Raw genomic sequence first — 23,172 nt, forward strand, 5'->3', positions numbered from 1 at the left:
CTTCCATGGCTATGGATTAACCAATGACCCGCCCGGAAAAGGGTCCGGCTGCATGGGTGCCAGTAGATGGGACAGTGAATGAACAGGCTCTCGGGAAATGCTCGCTCCGCCCCGGACACATGCCGGTGCCGCAACGACCGGCTGGGCGCGCGGATCGGCCGTTCTGCCCGCCGCTTTGGGCGTGACGAGGATGGCGTTCTGGTGGGTTTCGGTGTCTTCCTGATCCTGATGATGCTCATGGTCGGGGGGCTGGGCGTCGATATCATGCGCTTCGAGCTGACCCGTTCGAACCTGCAACACACGCTCGACCGCGCGGTTCTGGCCGCGGCCGACCTCGACCAGGAACTCGATGCGGAAGGCGTGGTGAACGACTATTTCTACAAATCCAATCTCAGCGGATACCTGACCTCGGTGACGGTCGACCAGGGGCTGAACTACAAGGAAGTGTCGGCCACCGCTGAAATGGAGATGAACACGCAGATCATCCACATGATGGGGATCAACTCGCTCCAGGCACCGGCGGCGGGCGCGGCGGCGGAAAGCGTGGACGGCGTGGAAATCTCGCTCGTGCTCGATATCTCGGGGTCGATGAATTCAAACAGCCGGATGACCAACCTGCGGGTCGCCGCCAAGGATTTCGTGGGCACGATGCTCAATTCCAGCCCGGAAGGCGATGTGTCGGTTTCGATCGTGCCCTATGCCACGCAGGTCAATATCGGCCCGACCCTGGCGCAGCATTTCAACCTCACGGACGAGCATGACTATTCCCATTGCGTGGACTTCAGCTGGTGGGATTTCAACACGACCACCATTTCGACCATCGACAGCCTGCAGCGCACCGGCCCGTTCGACCCTTGGTACACGGCGGAAAGAAACCTCAGCCTGCCGGTCTGTTCCGAGAACCTGAATGCCGAGGTCCTCGCCTATTCGATGAACCAGGCAACGCTTGAAAGCTACATCGACAATCTGGGTGTGGGCGGCAACACCTCGATCGACCTGGGGGTGAAATGGGGGGCGGCCCTGCTCGATCCGACGATGAACCCGGTGGTCAACGACATGATCAGCGACGGCGATGTCGACGCGGCCTTCGCGCATTTGCCCACACCCTATGACGATGACGTTCTCAAGGTGCTCGTGGTGATGTCGGACGGTGAGAACACGGCGCAATACTATCTCAACGATGACTACCAGGACGGCATGACCGACGTGTGGTATTACGAGGGCTATGTAAGTGGCACCTACCGCCGGATCTATTCGATCAAAAGCGGTGCGACCTACTATTACAAGCAACCCAGCGGCAGCAACGCCTACTGGTATTCGCCCTATTACGGCCTTGAGCCCTTTGGCGGCAGCGACGCGCAGCGCCTGAGCTTTCCGCAGCTTTTTCACCAGGCTTCGAACCGCTATATCGCCTATGAGCTTTACGATGGCATCTGGAGCAGCTCCTACGCGAGCAGCTATTGGCGCAGCTATGCCTACAGCTATGTGGGCAGCAACACCAAGGACAGCCGCACCGATGCGATCTGCCAGGCGGCCAAGGATTCCGGGGTGATCATCTTCACCATCGGGTTCGAGGCGCCGTGGGGCGGGCGGAAGGTACTGCAAGCCTGTGCCAGCTCGCATGGCCATTATTTCGATGTGGACGGAATCGAGATCAGTGATGCCTTTGCCTCGATCGCGTCGTCGATTTCGAAGCTGAGGCTGATTCAATGATCGACCGGTCCCGGGTCACACAGCGCGCGCGCCGCTGGCTGCGCCGCGAGGACGGCAGCGCGACGATCGAGTTCGCCATCCTCTTTCCCGTTTTCATCATGATCTTTCTCAGCTCGGTCGAGCTGGGCATGATCACGCTGCGGCACGCGATGCTCGAACGCGGGATGGACATGGCGGTGCGCAATATCCGGCTGGGCACCGGCACGGCGCCACAGCATGACGAGATCAAGGCCGAGATCTGCGAGTTCGCCGGGGTGATCCCGGGCTGCGCAACGACCCTGCGGCTCGAAATGGTGCCGGTCAACCTGCGCACCGCGGTGAGCGTGCCCACCGATGTCGACTGCGTCGACACCTCCGAAGAGGTGCAGCCGGTGCGCGCCTTCGTCAACGGGCAGGAAAACGAGCTGATGATCCTGCGCGCCTGCGTGAAATTCGACCCGATCTTTCCGACCACGGGTCTCGGCAGGCAACTCAGGACCGACAGTGCCGGTCAGGCCGCGCTGGTGGTTTCCTCGGCCTTCGTTCAGGAGCCCGATTGATATGCTCGGACGGATCATCACATGGCTGAAGGCCTTTCGCGACGAAACGCGCGGCACCGTCGCCGTCGAGGCCGCCATCATCCTTCCCATGGTGCTGTGGGGCCTGCTGGGAACCTTCGTCTATTTCGAGGGATATCGCCAGGCCTCGATCAACACCAAGGCGGCCAACACCATCGCCGACATGCTGTCGCGCGAAACCTCCGATATCACCCCGACATATGTCGACAACACCAAGGACCTGTTCGATCACCTCGCCCAGACCAACGACGCCACCAAGATCCGTCTTTCCGTGGTGCGGTGGTCGGACTACCACGAGAGTTTCCGGGTGGATTGGTCGCAAGAGCGCGGCAGCGGCCTCACCAGTCTGAGCCATGACGATATCCTCGGCTGGGAGTCGAAGCTGCCACAGGTGCCCAACCAGGAACGGGTCGTTCTTGTCGAGACCTGGAGCACCTACACGCCGCTTTTCAAGATCGGCATGGACCCGGTCGAGATCAGATCCTTTATCTTTACCCGGCTGCGTTTCAGTCCGCAGTTGAAGTTCTGCACGGATTGCAGTTGATCCTGGCCTGAACCGGGTCGCATGGGTGGCCCGAGGCGCCCGGCGGTGATGGCGCGATCGAGGGCCCGCCCGTGCATCAGCGCACAGACCGCGCGCGCGGGTGGCGCTGGACGCACGACCCCCCCGGCCCTATCTCTGGATCTCACACGAACAGGATGGAGGGGACAATGTCCATCAGACCGACAATCGAGACTCGCAAGGCCATGCCCACGACGGAAGGCGCAGGCGTGCATCTGCACCGTGCCTTCGGGTTTCAGGACCCGTCCGAACTGGACCCGTTCCTGCTCTTCGACGATTTCCGCAACGAACGCCCCGAGGATTTCCTGCGCGGCTTTCCATGGCATCCGCATCGCGGGATCGAGACGATCACCTATGTGCTGGCCGGCGAGGTCGAGCATGGCGACAGCCTCGGCAACACCGGCACGCTCGGGGCCGGCTCCGTCCAGTGGATGACCGCCGGGTCGGGGATCCTGCACCAGGAGATGCCAAAGGGGAACGCGCAAGGCCAGATGCACGGCTTCCAGCTGTGGGGGAACCTGCCGTCCAGCCTCAAGATGACGGCGCCGCGTTACCAGGACGTGCAGGGCAAGGACATTCCCGAGGTGATCGACGATGACGGCACCAAGGTGCGCATCGTGGTCGGCGAATTCTGGGGCAAGCGCGGGCCGGTGGACGGGATCGCCGCCGATCCGCAATACCTCGACATCTCGATGCCCCCGGGGGTGAAGAAGACCTTCAAGGTCGACACCTATCGCCGTGCTTTCGCCTATGTCTTTGCCGGTTCGGGCGCCTTTGCCGATGCCAGCGCGCCCTCGGGCGTGTTGCTGGAAAAAGAGGTGATGGGCGAAGAGGTCAATATCCGCGACATGTCGGGCAACCGCACGCTGATCCGGTTCGGAACCGGCGACGAGGTGACGGTGCAGGCGGGCGAAGAGGGTGTGCGCTTCCTGCTGATTTCCGGCGCACCGATCCAGGAGCCGGTGGCCTGGCACGGGCCGATCGTGATGAACACCCGCGAAGAGCTGCAAAAGGCGTTTCGCGAGTTGCAGAACGGCACCTTCATCAGGCCCGCGCATTAGCCCGCGTCGCGTCTGATTGGAAACACCCGCGCCTGCCCGACGATTTTCGATCGGGCAGGCGCGACACTGAAGCCCGCTTGCACTTGGCGCGGATGCGCACCCTAACGGGCCAGATGTTCTAAAATGTTCACGGTTGCACAGCGACCGGCGCGGGCGCTAAATCGCGCCCATGAAACCCAAGATCCTGAGCACGCTGCCCGTTTACACCAGGCCCGAATTCACGGCCGACCTCATCGCCGGGGTCACCGTGGCGTTGGTCGCGCTGCCGCTCAGCCTGGCCATCGCCATCGCCTCGGGCGCCGGGCCGGAAACCGGCTTCGTCACCGCCATCGTCGCGGGGTTCCTGATCTCCGCACTGGGCGGCAGCCGGGTGCAGATCGGCGGGCCGACCGGGGCCTTCATCGTCGTGGTTTACGGCGTGATCGCAGAGCACGGGATGGACGGCCTGATCCTCGCCACTTTCATGGCCGGGATCATTCTCGTCATCGGCGGGCAGTTGCGGGCCGGGCGGCTCATCGCGCTGGTGCCGGAACCGGTGATCAACGGTTTTACCATCGGCATCGGGATCATTATCGCGGCGGCACAGCTCAAGGATCTGATGGGACTGTCGGTTGCCCATGTCCCGGCCGAGTTCATCGAGAAACTCGCCGCGCTCTGGGCCGCGCGCGAGAGCCTCAGCGGCGCGAGCCTTGGCATCGGCCTTTTGACCATGGGGTTGATCGTGGCGTTGCGCCGGACCTTTCCGCGCTTTCCGGGGTTGATCGTGGCGGTCGCGGTCAGTTCGGCGCTGGTGGCGTTATTCAACCTGCCGGTGGACACGATCGAAGGCCGGTTCGGCGCGCTGCCACGCAACCTGCCCCTGCCCGCCCTGCCCGAAATCACCTATGAGCGGGTCATCGCGCTTCTGCCCTCGGCACTGGTCATCGCGTTCCTCGCGGGGGTGGAATCGCTCTTGTCGGCCATCGTCGCCGACCGGATGATCGGCGGCGCGCACCGGCCCAACGCGGAACTCAGGGCGCAGGGCGTCGCCAACCTCGCCTCGGCGGCCTTTGGCGGGTTGCCCGCGACCGGCGCCATCGCGCGCACCGCGACCAATGTGCGAGCGGGCGGCAAGACGCCGGTGGCGGGGATCGTGCATGCGCTCACGCTTCTGCTCATCATGTGGGTGGCGGCGCCGCTGGCAGGGAGAATCGCCATGCCCGCGCTGGCCGGCCTGCTGATCCTGACCGCGTGGAACATGAGCGAGCCGGAACGCTGGGGCACCTACATGCGCGGGCGCGGCTCGGATGTGGTGCTGCTGGTCTTGACGCTGGTGCTGACGGTGCTGGTCGATCTCACGGTGGCGGTGGGCACCGGCGTGGCGCTGGGCCTTGCGCTGCGCCTTGGGCGGCGTGGGGCGAAGGGCGGCGAATGGACCCCGCGCGACAGGTGATCGCCGGTCACGCCGATACCGACTTGCGCACCATGTCCCAATAAAGCGCCTCGACCTCTTCGAGCGACAACCGCCCCCCCGCCCGATACCAGGTGTTCACCCCGTTCAGCATCGCGATCACCGCATAGGTCACGATCCGTGGATCGGACACGGCGAACACGCCGGATTTCACGCCGTCGCGCAGGATCGTCTCCAACTCGTCCTCGTAGGCCCGGCGCAGCCTCTCGATCTCGGTGAAATTCGCAGGTTCGAGGTTGCGCAGCTCCATATAGGCAATGAACACCTCGTCGGGGCGCTCGATGTGGAAGCGGATATGAAAACGGGTGAAATTTTCCAGCCGCGCCATCGGGTCCGCGCCGGGCATCTCGGCCGCGCGCGCGGCCAGAAGATCGTTCAGGTGGCCGCGCATCAACTCGTAAAGCAGGGTCTGCTTGTCGGGCGTGTAATTATAGAGCGCGCCCGCCTGCACCCCCACCGCGCCGGCGATCTGGCGCATCGAAACGGCGGCAAAGCCGTGCCGGGCGAAAAGCCCCAGCGCCGCCGCGCGAATGCGCGGGCCTGTGATGTCGGAATGTGAACCTTGCGTGCGTGCCATGGGGCAAGTTTAACTGAACAAGTGTTCAAATCAAACCCCGCGCTTGCGCCGCCCCCCGAGCTGCGGCAGGAAGGGAGCATGAAACCCATCGCCTTCATCGTCGCCCTTGCGGGCCTTGCCCTGTTGCCGGGATGCGCCGAGTTTCCCGAGCTTGACGACAGTGTGCCCGAAGCGCTGGAGCGGGCGGCCTATCCGCGACTGGTGCCGGTCGAGCCGCTGATCGAGGGCGCGCGCGAGGTTCAGATCGAGGATGACACCGAAGCGCGGATCGCCGCGCGGGTGGCCGCGCTCAGGGCTAGGGCGGCGCGGCTGCGGGCGCGGGATGTGGACTGAGCCCGCGCGGCCCGGGGGCCAACCATCTGGCATGTTGCGCATGATTGCGCCCCGGGCTACACGGCGCATGACCTTTTTACCTGTTGCTGTTCCCGGAGGCCCCGATGAGTGAACCCCTGCGCCTTGGTATTGCCGGATTGGGCACCGTCGGCACCGGTGTCGTCAAGATCGTCCGCCAGAAGGCCAACCTTCTGGCCGCCCGCGCGGGGCGCCCGGTGGTGATCACCGCCGTTTCGGCGCGCACCCGCGACAAGGATCGCGGCGTGCGCATCGGCGATTACGCGTGGGAGGACGACCCCGTCAAACTCGCCGCCCGCGACGACGTCGACGTCTTCGTCGAACTGATGGGCGGCAGCGACGGCCCCGCCAAGGCCGCGACCGAGGCGGCGATCGCTGCCGGAAAGGATGTCGTGACGGCCAACAAGGCGATGCTTGCGCATCACGGGCAGGCACTGGCCGAGGCGGCCGAGGCGGCCGGCCGGGTGATCCGCTTCGAAGCGGCGGTGGCGGGGGGCATCCCGGTCATCAAGGCGCTGACCGAGGGCCTTGCGGGCAACGAGATTGTCCGCGTCATGGGCGTGATGAACGGCACCTGCAACTATATCCTGACCCGGATGCAAAGCGCGGGCCTGTCCTATGAGACCGTGTTCGAAGAGGCGAGCGTGCTGGGCTATCTCGAAGCCGACCCCGAGCTTGACGTGGGCGGGATCGACGCGGGCCACAAGCTTTCGCTGCTGTCGGCCATCGCCTTTGGCGCGCAGGTCAATTTCGAAGGTGTGGAGCTGGAAGGCATCGGACAGATCACCATCGAGGACATCCGCGCCGCCGCCGACATGGGCTTTCGCATCAAGCTTCTTGGCGTGGCGCAGATGGGCGCACGCGGCCTCGAACAGCGGATGAGCCCCTGTCTTGTCCCCGCCGACAGCCCGCTGGGCCAGCTCGAGGGCGGCACCAACATGGTGGTGATCGAGGGCGATCACGTGGGCCAGATCGTGCTGCGCGGCGCGGGCGCGGGTGAAGGCCCGACCGCGAGCGCCGTTCTGGGCGACGTGATGGACATTGCCCGCGGCATAAGGCCCGCCACCTTCGGCCGCCCGGCGGTCGAACTGGAGCCTGCGAAAGCCGCGAAAGGCGCCACCCCCGCGCCCTATTACCTGCGCATGACGCTTCAGGACAAACCCGGCGCGCTGGCCAAGATCGCCACCGTTCTGGGCGAGGCGGGCGTGTCGATCGACCGGATGCGCCAATACGGGCACGAGGATGCCTCGGCCCCGGTTCTGATCGTCACCCACAAGACCCAGCGCCGCGCGCTCGACGAGGCGCTGGTCGCGATGGGGCGGCTTGACGTGCTGGTGGGGGCGCCGGTGGCGCTTCGGATCGAAACGGCCTGATTTGCGACCGGGAGGGCCAATCGAAAGGACGGATGTGAGGGGCCAGCCCCTCACACTCCCCGGAGTATTGGGGGCAAGATGAAGGGGCAGACACGGTGAGTTTCCTGGGGGTCGAAACATCGTTGACGGGGCGGGAATGGCTGGGCCCGGGCGTCGAGATCGACCGCGCCGCCGAGGCGCTTGTCCAGGAGGCGGGGCTGCCCCGCGCGGTGGCGCAGGTTCTGGCCCGGCGCGGGGTGGACGCCGCCGGGGCCGAGGGGTTTCTCGCACCGCAACTGCGCAATCTGCTGCCCGACCCGCGCGGGCTGCGCGACATGGAAAAAGCCGCCGCGCGGTTCCTGGCCGCGGTCGAGGCGCGCGAGCGGATCGCGGTCTTTGCCGATTACGACGTCGATGGCGGAGCCTCCGCCGCGCTTCTGATCGACTGGCTGGCCCAGGCGGGGCTCACCCCCACGCTCTATGTGCCCGACCGGATCGACGAGGGCTATGGCCCCAATGAGCCAGCCATGGCGGCGCTGGCCAAGGCGCATGACCTCATCATCTGCGTCGATTGCGGCACCCTCAGCCATGATGCGATCGCGGCGGCGGTGGGCGCGGAGGTGATGGTGCTCGATCATCACCTCGGCGGTGAGACGCTGCCGCCCGCGATGGCGGTGGTCAATCCCAACCGGCAGGACGAGACCGGCGATCTCGCGCATCTCTGTGCCGCCGCGGTGGTGTTCCTGATGCTGGTCGAGGCGGGTCGCCAATGGCGCGAGGGCAAGGGGCAGCAGGGGCCGGACCTTATGGCCATGCTCGACCTCGTTGCGCTGGCCACGGTGGCGGATGTGGCGCCTTTGGTCGGGGTCAACCGCGCCTTCGTGATGCAGGGGCTCAAGATCATGGGGCGGCGCGGGCGGCCCGGCCTTGTCGCGCTGGCCGACGTGGCGCGGATGGACACCGCGCCCGCGCCCTATCACCTCGGCTTTCTGCTTGGGCCACGGGTCAACGCGGGCGGGCGGATCGGCAAGGCCGATCTCGGCGCGCGGCTGCTGGCCTGCCGCGATGCGGGCGAGGCGCGGGCCATGGCCGAACGGCTCGACCAGCTCAACACCGAGCGGCGCGAGATCGAGGAGGCGGTGCGCGCCGCGGCGCTGGAACAGGCCGAAGCGCGGGGGTTCGACGCGCCGCTGGTCTGGGCTGCGGGCGAAGGCTGGCATCCCGGCGTCGTGGGCATCGTGGCCAGCCGCCTCAAGGAAGCGACAGGCCGCCCGGCGGTGGTGATCGGGCTCGAAGGCGACGAGGGCAAGGGATCGGGGCGGTCGGTCTCGGGGATCGACCTTGGCGCGGCGGTTCAGCGACTGGCCGCCGAAGGGCTGTTGATCAAGGGCGGCGGGCACAAGATGGCCGCCGGCCTGAGCGTGGCACGCGACCGGCTTGATGCGGCAATGGCGCGGCTTTCTGAGCTTCTGGCGAAACAGGGGGCCGACCGGCTGGGGCCACGGGCGCTGCACCTCGACGGGGTGCTGATGCCGGGCGCCGCCAGTGTCGAGCTGGTCGAACAGGTCGAGGCCGCCGGACCCTTTGGCGCCGGGGCGCCCGCGCCGCGTTTTGCCTTTCCCGACATGCAGATCATGTTCGCGCGGCGGGTCGGCGAAAGCCATCTCAAGCTGGGCTTCGGCGACGGCATGGGTGCGCGGCTCGACGCCATCGCCTTTGGCGCCTTCGACGGGCCGCTCGGACCGGCGCTCGACAATCATGGCGGCGCGCGGTTTCACCTCGCCGGGCGGCTGGAACTCAACCACTGGCGCGGACGGACCAGCGTGCAGCTCCGCCTTGAAGATGCCGCACCGGCCGGGGCGTGAACCGCGCCGTCGCGCCATGCCGCGCCCGCAGAGCGCATAGCGTATTTTTTGCCCGCATGAGCCAACTTTCCGCTTGCACGGACGCGCGGGTTTTTCTAGACAACGCCACACGCCAAGGCATGGCCCGTTCGTCTATCGGTTAGGACGCCAGGTTTTCAACCTGGAAAGAGGGGTTCGATTCCCCTACGGGCTACCACCTGCCCCCGCCAAGCCGTTGATTTCTTTGCAACTCTGCCCGCGACGGCCGCATGCGATGACCCGGCAGGTGCGCGGTGCGCGATGTTTAAGCCTTCGTGTCCCGTGCCCGGAGCCCGTTCAGCGCACGCAGCGCCGCGTCGGGGTCGAATTCACCGCGTTCACCGATCAGCACGAGTTTGCAGCCCTTTTCCCCGTTCGAGGGTTCAGGCGACAGCGCGGCACGATTGCCGACAAGCTGGAAAAGCATCCGGTCTGCCCTGCCCGTGAAGCTGACGAAACCCTTGCCGCGCAAGAGAACGCCGGCGAGGCGTGACATCGTTTCCTGAAAGGCGTGCATGTCCAGCGGGCCATCATGTTCCCATTCGACATGGATGAACCGGCTGTCGCTGTGCGGGCTTGCCATCACCCGGCCCCGCTTGTGGCCTTCCTCGATGAACAGGGCGGGCAGCGGGATCGGCGTCTCCATGTCGAAGATGTGCTTCTTGCCCTGAACGCTGAGCGCGGCCCGAAGCGCGGTCACTTCCTCCGGTGTGGAGTCCGTGGTCTTGGACAGGAACAGGATGTCCGATCCCCGCAGTTGGGCCTGCCACAGCGGATCGTCCTTGCGCCGGGGCGCGTCGGGCGCATCCACGATGCCGATAACGGTCTCGAGACGTGCCTGCGCCCAGATGACCGGGTCCATCAGGGACTGGACGATGCCGGCCGGGTCGGCGACGCCGCTCGCTTCGATCACGATCAGCTCGGGTTTTGGTGCGCGGGCCAAGACCAGCTTCAGCGTTCGCATCAGATCGCCCTGCAACGAACAACAGATGCAGCCGTTCTTGAGCCCGATAACCCCTTCGGCGGACCGGTCGAGCAAGGCCGCGTCGATATTGATCGAGCCGAAATCGTTGACGATGGCCGCGATCCGAAGCCCGTGATCCCCCTCTAGCACACGGTTTATGAACGTGGTCTTTCCCGCGCCCAGAAACCCCGTGACGAGAAGGACCGGAACGCTCACCGTGTCGTGCGCCGGATCGGGCGGCCCGGTGCCGCATCCGTGTTCAGGGTCCCGTCCGAGATGACGAATTCGCCGCCCACCAGCAGATGCCGGACCCCTTCCGACGGCCGGTTCATCGCGGTGAAATCGGCCTTGTCGGTCAGGGTCTCCAGGTCGAAGATCACGATATCCGCATCACAGCCTTCTTGCAGGCGAACCTTTTTCGCAATTTGCGGCGCACAACCCTCGATCACCTTGCCGGGCAGGATCGTGCATTTCGCCAATGCGTCCATCAGCGGCATCGTGCTGCGTTCGCGCACATGTTCGCGCAGGAACCGCGTGAACGTTCCCGAAGAGCGCGGGTGCGCCGAAAGCGTGTCGGGCAGCGGCCATTCGAGCCCTTCATAGATGCTGCCGTCCTCGTTGATCCACGGCATCGCATCCGACGCGATGGAGCCACCGGGATAGGTCACCGAAAGGTCCAGCAGGCGGCGGTGCTCGTCATTCGCGTCGACATCGAGGTAATGCCACATCACCAGGTCGGTCGGCGACGCCTCGCGCGCGGCGCGCATGTCTTCGCGGCCAGTAAATCGGTGGTGATTGTGGATCAGTTCGATGTTGGAATAATCGCTGCCGGTACGCTTGGTGAAATCGGGGTCCATGAAGAACCCCGCGCTGACCACGGTTGCGCCGGTGCCATAGGGATAGGCCTCGGTCGTGACCGGCAGGCCCTGTTCCTGCGCCTTCGCCACCAGTTCCACCACGCGCTCGATATCCATCAGCGAGGTCGAATTGAGGTGGCAGATATGCATATGCGCCCCGGTCGCGCCGGCCAGCCCGATCAGGCGGACATAACTGTCGACCGAGCTTTGCGGGTCGATATTGCTGAGATAGGCGATATGGGTGAAGGTCGGCGTGCCGTATTCGAAGGCCAGATCGCAGATATCGGCCATCTCCTTGACCCCCGCGCCGGGGGCATAGCCGTTGGGCAACCCGATGCCGATTGCACCCTCGTCGAGCCCCTGCCGCACATGGGCGACGATCTCGGCGGTTTGCGCGGCATCGGCGGCCTCGGTGGACCAGCGCATGTCATCCGATCCGGCGCCCATCTGGTCGATCGGGTGCACATCCGCGTCAAGTTCGATCGCGCCAAAGGCGGCCTTGCGGCCGAAAATCCATGCCGCGGCCGTCCCGTAATGCAGCGCGCGCGGAACCTTGGCCTGCCTGTCATACCACCCCGCGACCGGCATGGCGCCGACCTCCAGCTCCAGCGTCGTGGTGACCCCGTCAAAGGCCTGCATCCGGTCGGCGGCGACCGATTGGCCATGCGCGTGCAGGTCGAGGAACCCCGGCGCCACGATCAGCCCGGTGGCGTCGATCTCGCGCGCGGCCGTGCCGTCGATTGTTCCGATCCGGGCGATGGTGCCCCCCGAGACGGCCAGATCACACACCGCGTCAAAACCGGTTTCCGGGTCCATCACGCGCCCGTTTCGCAGGATGATGTCATATACTTCGCTCATTGGTCGGCCCTTTCGCTGGCAAACGGGTTTTCCGTCCTGGGCCAGTAATTGGCATCCCGCTTGGTATAGGGAATGTTGGCATAATCCGGGGTGATGGCCCCCGGCGTGGCGAGGTGGATGACCTCTGCCGCGATGGGGGCGAACCCGTCATAGAAATGCTGCGAGGATTTCACGACCACGTATTTCATCTGCGACAGGTCGATCCCGAGGTTCTCGAACGCCTCGGGGTGGAATGTCTGGGTCCGCCGGGTGTTGAGCACGATGTGAACGCCGTCGGCCTCCAGCCATACGCAATCGCCCATCTTCATCTCGGCCCGTCCCAGATGCTGCGCCGCGTCGCGGGCGATGCCCCGCACCGTTACCAGCAGGTCCACGGGATCGCCCGACATCGGGCCGATCTTGCCGCCCACGCGCACGGCCATTTCCGCGCCCACGCCCGCATCCATGCACATGCCCACAAGCACCGGGTCCCAGAAGGTTCCGAAGGCGATATCCTTCAGCCCGCGATCGAGCGCAGCGCGCAACACATAGGTTGAATCCGACGGCGCACCGCCGCCCGCGTTATCGGCGAAATCGGCCAGCACGATCGGTGCCGCCGCGTTCATCGCAACCGCCCGGTCCAGACCGTCATCCATGCCGGGGAAGCGTCGCAGATCGTTGCGCATCTCCCATAGTTCTTTGCCCAGTTCCTCGGCGCGCCGTTCTGCCAGCGTGGCGTCACCATCGGTGATCACCAGCGTGCGGGCGCCGCAACGCGGGTTGTCGCCCCACGGAAACCCATGCGCCAGCGAGACCGACAGGATGCCGCCCTGTCCCTCCATCGCCGACATGCGGTCGACATAGCTGCGCACCGGTTCGAACGGCGTGTGATACATCCCCATCATCCGGCAGTCGTAATCGCGCATCACCGGGTCGGTCCGCCCCTCGGCCGCGTCGGCGCATATGGTAAAAAGCTCCTCGGCCCGCTCCACCACGTCGATATGCGGATATTCCTTGTAGCAGATGATCGCCGTCGCCTTCTCGAGCATCAACTCCGTCAGGTGGCAATGCGGGTCAAGCTCCAGCCCGATCTTGACCTTTGGCCCCACGATCTCGCGGATACGGGCCATCATGTCGCCTTCGCAATCGTCGTAACCCTGCGCGATCATCGCCCCGTGCATCGACATCAGAACCACGTCCACCGGCATCGCGGCGCGCAGATCGGTGAGGATGTCGTCGCGCATCGTCTCGTAGACCGCGCGCACCGTGGGCCCGGCCGGTTGCGCATAGGTGCAAAGCCCCTCGGCAACCTCCCAGCCCCGCGCCTCGGCCATCGCGCGCCAGCGGGTCACGGCGGCGGCAAAGAGCCCCGCTTCGCCGCGCGAGGCGGTCTTGGTGTAGAGATGTTCCTTGAACCCGCTCCACCCCGTCGGGATCGGCGAAAAGGAATTGGTTTCCGTTGCAAGCGAAGCCATGAAAAGTTTCATTTGTCATTCCCGAGATTTGCAAGCGCGGTCACGATATCCGCCAAGACGTGGAAAAGGATCAGCGCAAAGGCCAACGGGATCGCGATGCCGAAGACCACCATCGGCAGGTCCATCGTCTCGGTTTGCCGGCCGGCCAGCCGCGCGAGATAGCCGCGCGCCGGGTTGGCGCCGGCCCCGAAAAAGCTGAACCACATGATCGGCAGGACAAAGCACAAGACCCCAAAGGATCGCACCATCGTAAAGACCAGCCCCCGAAGGCCGCGCGCCTGCAAGGCGTTCGGGAACAGGTTCGGGTCGCGCTGAAAGCGATAGGCGCAGGACGCGCCCAGAAGCCCGCCCCAGACCATGGAAAACCGGGCAAGCTCCTCGGTCCAGATCGGCGGCTGGTTCAAGAGGTAGCGGGCGATCACCTGCCAACCGGCAGCGGCCAGCATGACCGCGACGGCAAGCGCCGCGCCCAGCAGGGCCACCCGGTTGAGCCCCCAGGAAATCCGGTTGATCCTGTCGGAAATCGCCCGCATCGTTCAGCGTCCGACGGCCGCGTTCCAAGCGTCCAACGCGCCCTCGGGCATGTCGGTCGCTTCATAGATCGGCTGGCTGGCGTCGCGGAACTTGGCCCGCTCTTCCGGCGACAGCTCGATCACCTCGATCCCGGCTTCTTCAAGCTGCTTGAGCACGGCGGAATCGTCCGCCACCAGATCGCGGTTCGCCTGATGCGCTTTCTCAACCGCCGCATGGACGATAGCGCGCTCTTCCTCCGAAAGCCCCTGATACCAGTCCTCGGACGCGATCGCGACACGGACGGACGGGCTCATCCGGGCATTGGTGAAATAGTTGATGAAGGCCGTATGCCCGTATGTCAGCGGCACGAAGGCGGGGTTGATATAGCCCCCGGCAACGCCAGTTTGCAGCGCATTGGGCACCTCGGACCAGGACACGATGGTGCCTTTCGATCCCCATTGCTCGAAGGTGTTGATCTGCACTTCGTCCAGCGCGCGCATCCGCACGCCCTTGATGTCGTCGAAGGTGCGGATCGGCACCTCGGTGGTGAAGATGCCCGTCGGCGTGCCGGTCATCACCACGTCGAGAACGCGCACACCCTTGGGCGTGGTGCCTTCGTTGATCCGGGCCAGCATCCCGCCCTCGTCGAGCGCGCGGTCGAGCTGTGCGAGATCCTCGAAGAAATAGGGCATCATGGCCCCGAAGATCGTCCCGTCCAGTGTCCCGGCGGATTTGGCATCCGACATCGACACTTCAAGCAGGCCCTGGCTCACCTGGTCGAGCCGCTCGGCCTCTTCGCCCAGCGCGTTGCGTTCATATTCCACAGCGTCCATTCCGTGGGCTTTGAGGTGCTCGGCGAAGGTATGCGCCCACATGTAGGTGCCGGATTTTTCGAGGTCCGGCGGGCTGTCGAGGGCGATCTTCACCTCGGCCGCCGCCGGAAGCGCAAGCGTCACGGCGACGGCAGAAGCGGTCAGAATTCGGGTGAGTTTCATTTCAGTTTCCTTCCCTGTTGATTGGTTGTCGCATCACTTCCAAAGTCCCAGCGTCCGGGGCAGCCAGAGACTGATCTCCGGGGTGAAGACCAGAACCCCCAGAACGATGATTTCCGCGATGATGAAGGGGGCGACGGCCCTGGCCAGCTTCCAGTAGTTGACGCCCGTCACCGTCGAAACGATCAGCAGACACCCCCCGAGCGGCGGCGATACCAGGCCGATGCAGAGGTTGAAACAGATCACGATCCCCAAGTGCACCGGGTCCGCCCCGTTGGCCAGCGCGACCGGCGCCAAGAGCGGCACCAGGAGGGCCAGGGCGACGGGAACGTCCATGATCATGCCCGCAATGATGAAGAGCAGGTTCATCATCAGCAGGAACCCGACCGGACCAAGCCCCATCGCCTCGACCAGCCCGGCAATCGCCTGGGGAATCCGTTCCAGCGCGGCCAGGTGGCCGAACGCCGCAACCGCGCAGAGGATCATGAAGATGGACCCGGTCAGGACCGCCGTCCGGGAGAAGCTTTGCCAGACGTCTTCGCGCGTGAGGGGGGAGTAGAAAAACGCGGCGATGGCGGCGGCAAAGACCGCGACGGCAGCCGCTTCGGTGGGCGTCATCCAGCCCAGCACGATCCCGCCAACGATGATGAGCGGCAGGCAGAGCGCGGGCAACGCGGTAAGGATCGCGGGCAGCAAGGGCGGTGCATCGCCCTTTTCGACGCGCGGGTGATCCTCGCGCCAGGCATACCAGCCGTTGACGAGGAACAGCGCGCCCGCCAGCAGCAACCCGGGCATGATACCGGCCACGAAAAGCGCCGCGACCGAGGTCTGCATCAAGGCACCGTAGAAGATCAGGATGATCGAGGGCGGCACGATCGGACCGATGATCGAGGAGGCCGCCGTAATCGCCCCGGCATATTCGGCCGTGTATCCGCGTTCGCGCATCGCCGGAACCAGCGTGTTCGACAGGGCGGCCGCATCGGCGACGGCAGATCCCGAGATACCGGCAAAGAACACCGATGTCATGATGTTCACATGCCCGAGCCCACCGCGCAGGCGCCCGATCAGCGCCATCGACAGGTCGATCAGAGATTTCGTCACGCCGCCCCGGTTCATCAACTCGCCAGCCAGGATGAAAAGCGGCATCGCCAGAAGCGAGAAGATGCTGATCTGCGAAAAGACCTTTTGCGGCAGCACGGCGAGATAGCGCGTGTTGTCGGTCATGATAAAGGTCAGGACGGCCGCTCCGCCGATGACATAGGCAAGCGCCAGCCCCGAGGCCAGCAGCGCGACGGCGATGACGGGAATGAACCAGGTCATGCCGTGCACCCAATGCGATCGGGCGCGACGCATCGGGGATCGAGGCCCTGATCGACGATATGTGCCGGGAGAGGTTGCCCAAGTACCAATGCGGTCGCCAGGTCCGCCGCCGCCGGGGCCGACTGGATACCATAGCCCCCCTGCCCCGCCATCCAGAAGAAATCGGGAACCACCCGGGAAAAGCCGATCACCGGCTCCTTGTCCGCGACGAAGCTGCGCAGACCCGCCCATTTGTTTTCGATCCGCCGGATATCGAGATCGAAGGCCGTCATGATCCGGTCGGCACAGATCGCCACGTCGATCTCTTCGGGTTGCGCGTCGCACGGGTCGGTCGGCGTCTCGTCGGCTGGCGAAATCAGCAAACGCCCGGCATCGGGTTTGAGATAGAATTGCTCGTGGACATCGACCGTGATGGGCGCATCGCGCCGGGTGAAACCATCCGGTTCGGCCACGACCATCGCGGTTCGGCGCTTTGGCACCAGCCCGATGTCTTCCGCCCCGGCAAGGCGGCCGATCTCACCGGCCCACGCCCCGCCCGCATTGACCACCAGCGGTGCTGCGAGCGTGCCGCTTTTCGTCTGCACCTGCCAGCCGTCGCCGCCGCGGGCCAATCCCTGCACCGCCGCGTTGGTCAACAATGTACCGCCGCGCGCCTTGAGGAGGCGCAAGAAGCCCTGGTGAAGCGCCGCGACGTCGATATCCTGCCCGCCCCGGTCCAGCATTCCGGCCGTGGCGTAGCCCTCTCTCAACAAGGGCTGATGATCCTTGAGCGCCGCGGGGCCCAGCCGCTCCACCGCGGTTTCGGCGGATATCGTGTCGATCAGTGCGTCGAGCGCCTCGAGCTGGTCCTCTCTCGCGATCATCAGGATCTCGCGCGGGGTCAGCAGCGGCGCGTCCGCGAATCCCTCTGGCGCCGCGTCAAAGAAGGCACGCGACGCCCTCGTCAGGGCGCGCACGCCATCGGGCCCATAGCTCGGGGCGAACACGGCCGCGGATCGTCCGGTCGTGTGATAGCCCGGTTGCGCCTCCATTTCGGCCAGCACAACCTTCATCGTCCGCGCCAGGCCCGCGGCCACCGAGGCGCCGGCCATACCTGCGCCGATAACGATGACATCTGCTGAAATGGCGCGATCTGACATCCGGTATGAATCCTTCCGCAGCGTTTCGGACAGGGCAACGCTATCGAAGAAATTTCATAAATCAATAATTTTTTATCATATACGAAAATATTTCCATTTTCCTGGGGGCCTGATAAGCTCCTCCAGCACCGGAAGAGGAACAAACGCCCATGACCACCGCCCAGGCTCTGGGGGCACGGCTTAGACACTTGCGCAAAGCCCGACAGCTCACGCTCAGCGGCCTTGCCTCCCTGTCTGGCGTCGCGGTTTCCACCATCTCGAAAATCGAGAACGGCACGCTATCACCTACCCTGGACAAGGTGCTGCGCCTCGCCGAAGGGCTGGATCTGACGATCGGGCAACTGATCGGGGATGACGACAGCGAAAACATGTCGCCCAACAGCCGCTTTGCGCCCTCGCGCGAGGGTGACGGCATCGTCATCGACACGAAGAATTACGTATACAGATATCTCTGCGCCGAGTTGACCAACAAGAGGATGGTCCCCATCCATGCACGTATCAAGGCGTCATCCCTCAAGGAATTCGGCCCGCTCGAGCGGCATGGTGGCGAGGAATTCCTGATCGTCATGGATGGCGAGGTCGTGGTGCATTCGGAATTCTATGCGCCCGTCACCCTCGGACGCGGCGAAAGCATCTATCTCGACAGCACGATGGGCCACGCCTATGTCAGCGCCGGAGATCGCGACGCCGAGGTCTTTTGCATCTGCACCGAGCCCCAGCGCCTGGAGAAAGATGACGAGACCGAGCCGTCGCAGCCCGCCTGACGCGCGACGGGCCCGACACCCCTGTCAGGCGACCTTGTCGTCGGTGATGCCGGAAATCGCCTGGATGAGATTGTCCTCGGTCACCTCGTCGGCGGTGAATTCGCGCATCACCCGGCCCGAGAACATCGCCACGATCCGGTCGGAGACATGCAACACCTCGGGCATTTCCGAGCTGATGACGATGACCGCAAAGCCCTGCGCCGCCAGTTCGCGGATCAGGTTGTGGATTTCCGACTTCGACCCCACGTCGATGCCGCGCGTCGGTTCATCGACGATCAGCACCTCGGGGCGCATCGAAAGCCACTTGCCGATGACGATCTTCTGCTGGTTGCCACCCGAGAGATTGCCCACGATCTGACGCCAGCCGGGGGTGCGGATATCGAGCTTGTCGCGATACTGGTCGAAGATCGCGATCTCGGCGCCGTCGCTGACAAACGGACCGGCAGTCAGGTCATCGACCTGCGGCAAGGTCATGTTGTCCCGGCAATTCATGCCCAGCACCAGCCCTTGTGACTTGCGGTCCTCGGGCACCAGCGAGATGCCATGACCGAGCGCGTCGATCGGCGAGGCGATGCGCACCTCCTCCCCGTTGAGCAGGATCTGCCCGGCCGAGGGGGTCCGCAGGCCAAAGATCGTTTCGGCGATCTCGGTGCGCCCGGCCCCGACAAGACCGTAAAACCCCAGCACCTCGCCCCGACGCACGGAAAAACTCACATCCTGGTAGAGCGCACCACACCCAAGCCCGCGCACCTCGAGCGCGACATCGCCCATCTCGTGATGGCTTTCGTTGCGCGACAAATCGAGGCTGCGCCCGATCATGAGCTGTGTCACCTCGTCCTCGTCGGTCTCGGCGGTGTTGAGCGTGCCGCGATACTGCCCGTCGCGCAGAACGCTGATCCGGTCGGTGATCTTGAAGATCTCTTCCATCCGGTGCGAAATATAGACGATACCCACACCCCGCGATTGCAGGTCGGCGATCACGTCGAACAAAACCACCTTTTCCGCATCGGTCAGCGAGGCGGTCGGCTCGTCGAAGATCACCGCGCGCGGGTCCACGGTCAGGGCGCGGCCGATCTCGACCATCTGCTGATTGGCGATGGACAGATCGCCCACGCGGGTCCGGGCATCAAAGCCGACATTGAGCGTCTTCAAAATGGCGTCGGTGTCGGCATAGAGCTTTGGCCAATCGACCCGGCCAAGCCCCTTGAGCGGCAATTCACCCAGAAAGATATTCTCGGCCACGCTGAGTTCATCGGCAAGGCTGAGTTCCTGGTGGATGAACACCACCCCCTTGGCCTTGGCCTGCATCGGCGAGGTCATCACAGTTGGTTCCTCAGCGATGAATATCTGCCCTTCGTCAGGGGCATGGATGCCGCCCAGAACCTTCATCAGGGTGGATTTTCCGGCCCCGTTTTCACCCATAAGGGCATGGACCTCGCCGGGCAGGACGCTGAAGGCCACGCCGTCGAGGGCCCGCACGCCGGGGAATGTCTTGACGATGCCTTCGAGGCGCAGAACGGGTGTCTGGTCGGTCATATCTTCAACTCCTCCTGTCCCTTGCGGTTCAACTGGCGATCGAGGATCAGCACCCCGATCAGGATGAGGCCGATCACGAGGTTCACGGTTTGGGTATCTGCCCCGATATGGCCCAGCCCCTTGCGCAAGAGCTGGATCGCGATGACCCCGCCCAAGGTCGAGATGATCGAGCCGTATCCGCCCGCCAGCTTGGTTCCGCCCAGCACGACGGCGGTGATCGCCCACAGCTCGTAAAGCATCCCGTCATTGGGATTGACCGAGCCGCTCTCGGAATAGAACACCACCGCCGACAGCGCGGCGAGAAACCCGATGAGCATGAAATTCAGCACGAAATGCGGGCCGACGCGGATGCCGGCATTGACTGCGGCCTCGCGGTTGTTGCCGATGGCATAGGCGTTGCGACCGTGGACGGTTTTCGTCATCAGCAGCCACAGGATCAGCGCCGCACCCAGCAGGAACCATGTCGCCGTGTGCAGCCCGAGGAATTGCGCCTCGGCGAAATCAACCAGCGTCCAGTTGAGATGGCTGGTGGGTTGTTCGCCGTTATACATGAAGACCAGCCCGCGAAAGCCCAGCATCGAGGCCAGCGTGACGATGAACGCATCGACGCCGGTTTTCCACACGATCAACCCGTTGATCGCCCCCAGCACCACGCCGGTCAGCAGCGCGAACCCCCAGGCCAGCGGAATGGCCCAGTCGCCCAGCGCCTGCATGAACGGCCATGTCATGCTGTCAAGCAGGACGACGGCCGCAAGGGCAAAGGTCGCGCCCACGCTCAGGTCGATATTGCCGTTGATCATGACGATCGTCATGCCCAGCGCGATGATCCCGATGGGCGCCGATTGCTTGAGCAGCAACAGCATGTTGTCCACGCTCAAGAACGCCTTGCTTGAGACCGACATCGCGTCGCCGACGATGGCAAAGAACGCCAGTTCGACGAGGATGAAGGCCCAGATCGCACCGCGTTTCAGGATGTCCTTCTGGTTCAGTGTCGTTGTCATGGCTGACGCTCCCTCACGCGATCGGGGACCACAGGCGGCCCCGCTTGGCTGCGACATCCAGCCAGACGGCAAGGATGATGATGATCCACGTCACGATATACTGGACATAGAAGTCGAGACCCACGAGCAGCAGGCCATTCTGGATGAAACCGAGGATCAGCACGCCGATCACGGTCTTGAACACGGTGCCCGCCCCGCCCATCAGTGACGCGCCGCCGAGAATGACGGCGGCGAGCACTTCAAGTTCCATGCCCTGGCCGACCGTGTTCTGGCTGCCGAGGCTACGGCTGGCCTGCAAGAGACCCGCCGTCGCCACGCAGAAGGCCGACACGATATAGGTCAGGAACACCACCCGCGCACGCGGGATACCCGAGAAGGTCGCGGCCTGCCCGTTGCCACCCACGGCATAGACCTTGCGCCCGAAGGGCGTTTTCGACAGCAGCAGGCTGAGCGCCACGGCCAGAAGGGCAAAGATCAGGATCGGCACGGGAATGCCCATGACACGCTCCTGTCCGAAAACCGAGAACCAGGTGCCGGACTTGTCGGCGATGTCCATGTTCTTGCCGCCCGACCAGGTCAGCGTCAGGCCATGGATCGCCGAAAGCATCCCCAACGTGACGATCAGGGAATTGAGCTTGAGATAGCCCACCAGAAAGCCGATGAAGGCCCCCAGCGCAAGGGTCAGGGCGAACATCGCAAGGATGGCCAGCCCCGGGCCGAGCTTGTCATGCAGGTCAAGCACCACGATCGTGGAAAACGACATCATCGACCCGACCGAGAGATCGAGGTTGCCCCCGATCACCACGAAGGTGACGCCAAGCGCCATCACGCCGAGGATGGCCGAGGACCGGATCACACCGAATACATTGTCAAGCTCGATGAACCGCTGGTTGGCCAATGCAAAACCGATCATGAAGGCCGCAAAGGCGATCAGGATGCCCTGTTTCGCGAGGAACGCCCCGATTTCCGTCTTGTTGAGTTGTGCCATGGTCTCCTCTCCGCGATGGCGGCCCGGGCCGCTTCACCAGCATCATACTTGGGCCCGTCACCTTGATCTGGCCAGTCATAAACGTGCCCCAACGTGCCCCGATGGCACCTGTCATGACGTGCGCGGATGCGAATTTCCGACGCCGCATCCCACAACCGGGCCGGTCGCGGCTGCATGTCATGGCGGTATCCGTGTCTTGTCGGGGACCAGAAGGCGCGGCGCGGGACAGGCCCGCACCGCGTCGCCCGGGAGGTGGATCAGAACACCGGCTTGGTGAACTCGCCCATGTTGTCCTGCGTGATCTTCGGCGTGTCGAAATAGTTCAGGAACGGCACGTCCTCGCCATTGAGGATGTCGATCGCGGTCTGCAGCGCGGCTTCGGCGTCATCGACCGGGGACTGGTAGATCGACCCCCAGTAGTCGCCCGCCGCCATGGCCTCGTATCCCACCGCAAAGTTGGTGGCGCCGACAAAGATGATGCCGTCGCGACCCGCGGCCTTGACCGCGTTCAGCGCGCCCACGCCCATGTTGTCATCGCCCGCATAGACCCCGTCGATGTCATCGTATTTCACCAGGAAGGCTTCCATCACCTGCTGTGCCTTCTCGCGGTTCCAGTCGCCCGGCTGGGTTTCCATCAAGGTGACATTCGGGCAGACCTCGGGCAGACGGTCCTCGAAGCCCTTGGCGCGCTCGATCGCGGTGGTATAGCCGGGCTGACCGCTGATCTGCACGATCCCGGCCTCGTCCTCGATGCCCATGTCCTTGAACTTGTCGCACATGATCTCGGCCGCGCGCGACCCTTGCGTGATGTTGTCGGGGCCCGAGAAGGACGCAATGAAATCGAACCCCGCCTCGGCGATGTTGGAATTGGTCACGACGACCGGGATATCGGCCTGATGCGCCTTGCGCACGGCGGGAATCACCGCCTCGCCATTGGTCGGCCAGATGATGATGGCGTCCACTTCCTGTTGGATCAGGTCTTCCACCTGCGCGATCTGGCGTGCGACGTCGCCACCGGCATCGAGCACGACAACCTCGACATCGGGATCGGCTTCGGCCGCCGCGATGAACGCCTTTTCATAGGTCGTCTGGTAGCTGTCGACGCCGACATTATTCTGCGTGATTCCAATGGTCATCGTTTCGGCGGCGGCGGCGGTGCCGAGCACGGCAGTCGTGCAGGCCAGGGCCATTTTTCTCGTCAGGTTCATTACTGGGTCCTCCCCTAAAGCATTCGGTCTCGATTGCCGGCTTCCTCCAGGCCGCGGGTTCGCGCCCCGTGC

The 23,172-nt window shown here is 64.5% G+C and carries 21 protein-coding genes and 1 tRNA gene; 10 read left to right on the plus strand and 12 right to left on the minus strand.

Annotation, left to right across the window (positions count from 1 at the left end; genetic code table 11):
- The first annotated feature begins 78 nt into the window (after positions 1–78).
- The 5 genes from FLO80_RS07925 (at position 79) to FLO80_RS07945 (ending at position 5,325) form a co-directional block, all read left to right on the plus strand.
- Complete coding sequence (locus FLO80_RS07925) at positions 79–1,713, plus strand: TadE/TadG family type IV pilus assembly protein (RefSeq protein WP_111365414.1); 1,635 nt, start codon at positions 79–81, stop codon at positions 1,711–1,713.
- Positions 1,710–2,252, plus strand: coding sequence for a TadE/TadG family type IV pilus assembly protein (locus tag FLO80_RS07930; protein ID WP_111365416.1), 543 nt, complete (start codon positions 1,710–1,712; stop codon positions 2,250–2,252). The genes FLO80_RS07925 and FLO80_RS07930 overlap by 4 nt, the downstream gene beginning before the upstream one ends.
- A gap of 1 nt (position 2,253) precedes the next feature.
- Positions 2,254–2,814 (plus strand): TadE/TadG family type IV pilus assembly protein, encoded by a 561-nt coding sequence (locus FLO80_RS07935; RefSeq protein WP_111365418.1) that lies wholly within the window; start codon positions 2,254–2,256, stop codon positions 2,812–2,814.
- A gap of 167 nt (positions 2,815–2,981) precedes the next feature.
- Entirely contained in the window at positions 2,982–3,893 is a 912-nt protein-coding gene (locus FLO80_RS07940; RefSeq protein ID WP_111365420.1) for a pirin family protein, read from the plus strand.
- Between the two features lie 169 nt (positions 3,894–4,062).
- Positions 4,063–5,325: a SulP family inorganic anion transporter gene (locus FLO80_RS07945; RefSeq protein WP_111365423.1), complete on the plus strand. Its 1,263-nt coding sequence runs from the start codon at positions 4,063–4,065 to the stop codon at positions 5,323–5,325.
- A 7-nt stretch (positions 5,326–5,332) separates the two neighbouring features.
- Here FLO80_RS07945 and FLO80_RS07950 read toward each other — a convergent pair whose 3' ends face one another.
- Positions 5,333–5,920, minus strand: coding sequence for a TetR/AcrR family transcriptional regulator (locus FLO80_RS07950; RefSeq protein WP_111365425.1), 588 nt, complete (start codon positions 5,918–5,920; stop codon positions 5,333–5,335).
- Between the two features lie 78 nt (positions 5,921–5,998).
- On the opposite strand from FLO80_RS07950, the gene FLO80_RS07955 reads away from it, so the two are divergent.
- From FLO80_RS07955 to FLO80_RS07970, 4 genes are all read left to right on the plus strand, one after another.
- The gene (locus FLO80_RS07955; RefSeq protein ID WP_111365727.1) at positions 5,999–6,253 is read left to right on the plus strand and encodes a hypothetical protein; all 255 of its coding nucleotides are present in this window, start codon (positions 5,999–6,001) and stop codon (positions 6,251–6,253) included.
- A 104-nt stretch (positions 6,254–6,357) separates the two neighbouring features.
- Complete coding sequence (locus tag FLO80_RS07960) at positions 6,358–7,644, plus strand: homoserine dehydrogenase (RefSeq protein ID WP_111365427.1); 1,287 nt, start codon at positions 6,358–6,360, stop codon at positions 7,642–7,644.
- Between the two features lie 95 nt (positions 7,645–7,739).
- Positions 7,740–9,488, plus strand: coding sequence for a single-stranded-DNA-specific exonuclease RecJ (recJ, locus tag FLO80_RS07965; RefSeq protein WP_111365429.1), 1,749 nt, complete (start codon positions 7,740–7,742; stop codon positions 9,486–9,488).
- A gap of 121 nt (positions 9,489–9,609) precedes the next feature.
- Positions 9,610–9,684 (plus strand) — tRNA-Glu (locus tag FLO80_RS07970).
- A gap of 87 nt (positions 9,685–9,771) precedes the next feature.
- Here the strand turns inward: FLO80_RS07970 and FLO80_RS07975 are convergent.
- The 7 genes from FLO80_RS07975 to FLO80_RS08005 are packed head-to-tail and all read right to left on the minus strand — an operon-like array spanning position 9,772 to position 17,603.
- Positions 9,772–10,686, minus strand: coding sequence for a CobW family GTP-binding protein (locus tag FLO80_RS07975; protein WP_111365431.1), 915 nt, complete (start codon positions 10,684–10,686; stop codon positions 9,772–9,774).
- A complete protein-coding gene (locus FLO80_RS07980; protein ID WP_111365433.1) occupies positions 10,683–12,185 on the minus strand; it encodes an amidohydrolase family protein in 1,503 nt (500 codons plus the stop codon). Before FLO80_RS07980 ends, FLO80_RS07975 begins: the two co-directional genes overlap by 4 nt.
- Positions 12,182–13,651, minus strand: coding sequence for a M81 family metallopeptidase (locus FLO80_RS07985; protein ID WP_111365435.1), 1,470 nt, complete (start codon positions 13,649–13,651; stop codon positions 12,182–12,184). The genes FLO80_RS07980 and FLO80_RS07985 overlap by 4 nt, the downstream gene beginning before the upstream one ends.
- Complete coding sequence (locus tag FLO80_RS07990) at positions 13,648–14,172, minus strand: TRAP transporter small permease (RefSeq protein ID WP_111365437.1); 525 nt, start codon at positions 14,170–14,172, stop codon at positions 13,648–13,650. The genes FLO80_RS07985 and FLO80_RS07990 overlap by 4 nt, the downstream gene beginning before the upstream one ends.
- A 3-nt stretch (positions 14,173–14,175) precedes the next feature.
- Complete coding sequence (locus FLO80_RS07995) at positions 14,176–15,147, minus strand: TRAP transporter substrate-binding protein (protein ID WP_111365439.1); 972 nt, start codon at positions 15,145–15,147, stop codon at positions 14,176–14,178.
- A gap of 33 nt (positions 15,148–15,180) precedes the next feature.
- On the minus strand, positions 15,181–16,464 hold the full coding sequence (locus FLO80_RS08000; RefSeq protein WP_111365729.1) for a TRAP transporter large permease: 1,284 nt from the start codon (positions 16,462–16,464) through the stop codon (positions 15,181–15,183).
- Positions 16,461–17,603 carry an NAD(P)/FAD-dependent oxidoreductase gene (locus FLO80_RS08005; protein ID WP_111365441.1) on the minus strand — a complete coding sequence of 381 codons (1,143 nt, stop codon included), beginning with the start codon at positions 17,601–17,603 and terminating at the stop codon, positions 16,461–16,463. Before FLO80_RS08005 ends, FLO80_RS08000 begins: the two co-directional genes overlap by 4 nt.
- Positions 17,604–17,752: 149 nt before the next feature.
- Between FLO80_RS08005 and FLO80_RS08010 the strand changes: the two genes are divergently transcribed.
- Positions 17,753–18,367 carry a helix-turn-helix domain-containing protein gene (locus FLO80_RS08010; RefSeq protein WP_111365443.1) on the plus strand — a complete coding sequence of 205 codons (615 nt, stop codon included), beginning with the start codon at positions 17,753–17,755 and terminating at the stop codon, positions 18,365–18,367.
- Positions 18,368–18,391: 24 nt separating this feature from the next.
- On the opposite strand, the gene FLO80_RS08015 is transcribed toward FLO80_RS08010, so the two are convergent.
- From FLO80_RS08015 to FLO80_RS08030, 4 genes are all read right to left on the minus strand, one after another.
- Complete coding sequence (locus FLO80_RS08015; RefSeq protein WP_111365445.1) at positions 18,392–19,903, minus strand: sugar ABC transporter ATP-binding protein; 1,512 nt, start codon at positions 19,901–19,903, stop codon at positions 18,392–18,394.
- Positions 19,900–20,904, minus strand: a complete 1,005-nt coding sequence (locus tag FLO80_RS08020; RefSeq protein ID WP_111365447.1) for an ABC transporter permease — start codon at positions 20,902–20,904, stop codon at positions 19,900–19,902. Before FLO80_RS08020 ends, FLO80_RS08015 begins: the two co-directional genes overlap by 4 nt.
- Before the next feature lie 13 nt (positions 20,905–20,917).
- Complete coding sequence (locus FLO80_RS08025; protein WP_111365449.1) at positions 20,918–21,892, minus strand: ABC transporter permease; 975 nt, start codon at positions 21,890–21,892, stop codon at positions 20,918–20,920.
- Positions 21,893–22,149: 257 nt separating this feature from the next.
- Positions 22,150–23,100 carry a sugar ABC transporter substrate-binding protein gene (locus tag FLO80_RS08030; protein WP_111365451.1) on the minus strand — a complete coding sequence of 317 codons (951 nt, stop codon included), beginning with the start codon at positions 23,098–23,100 and terminating at the stop codon, positions 22,150–22,152.
- Positions 23,101–23,172 lie beyond the last annotated feature (72 nt).

The organism is Aquicoccus porphyridii (genome assembly GCF_008369105.1).
Taxonomy (GTDB): domain Bacteria; phylum Pseudomonadota; class Alphaproteobacteria; order Rhodobacterales; family Rhodobacteraceae; genus Aquicoccus; species Aquicoccus porphyridii.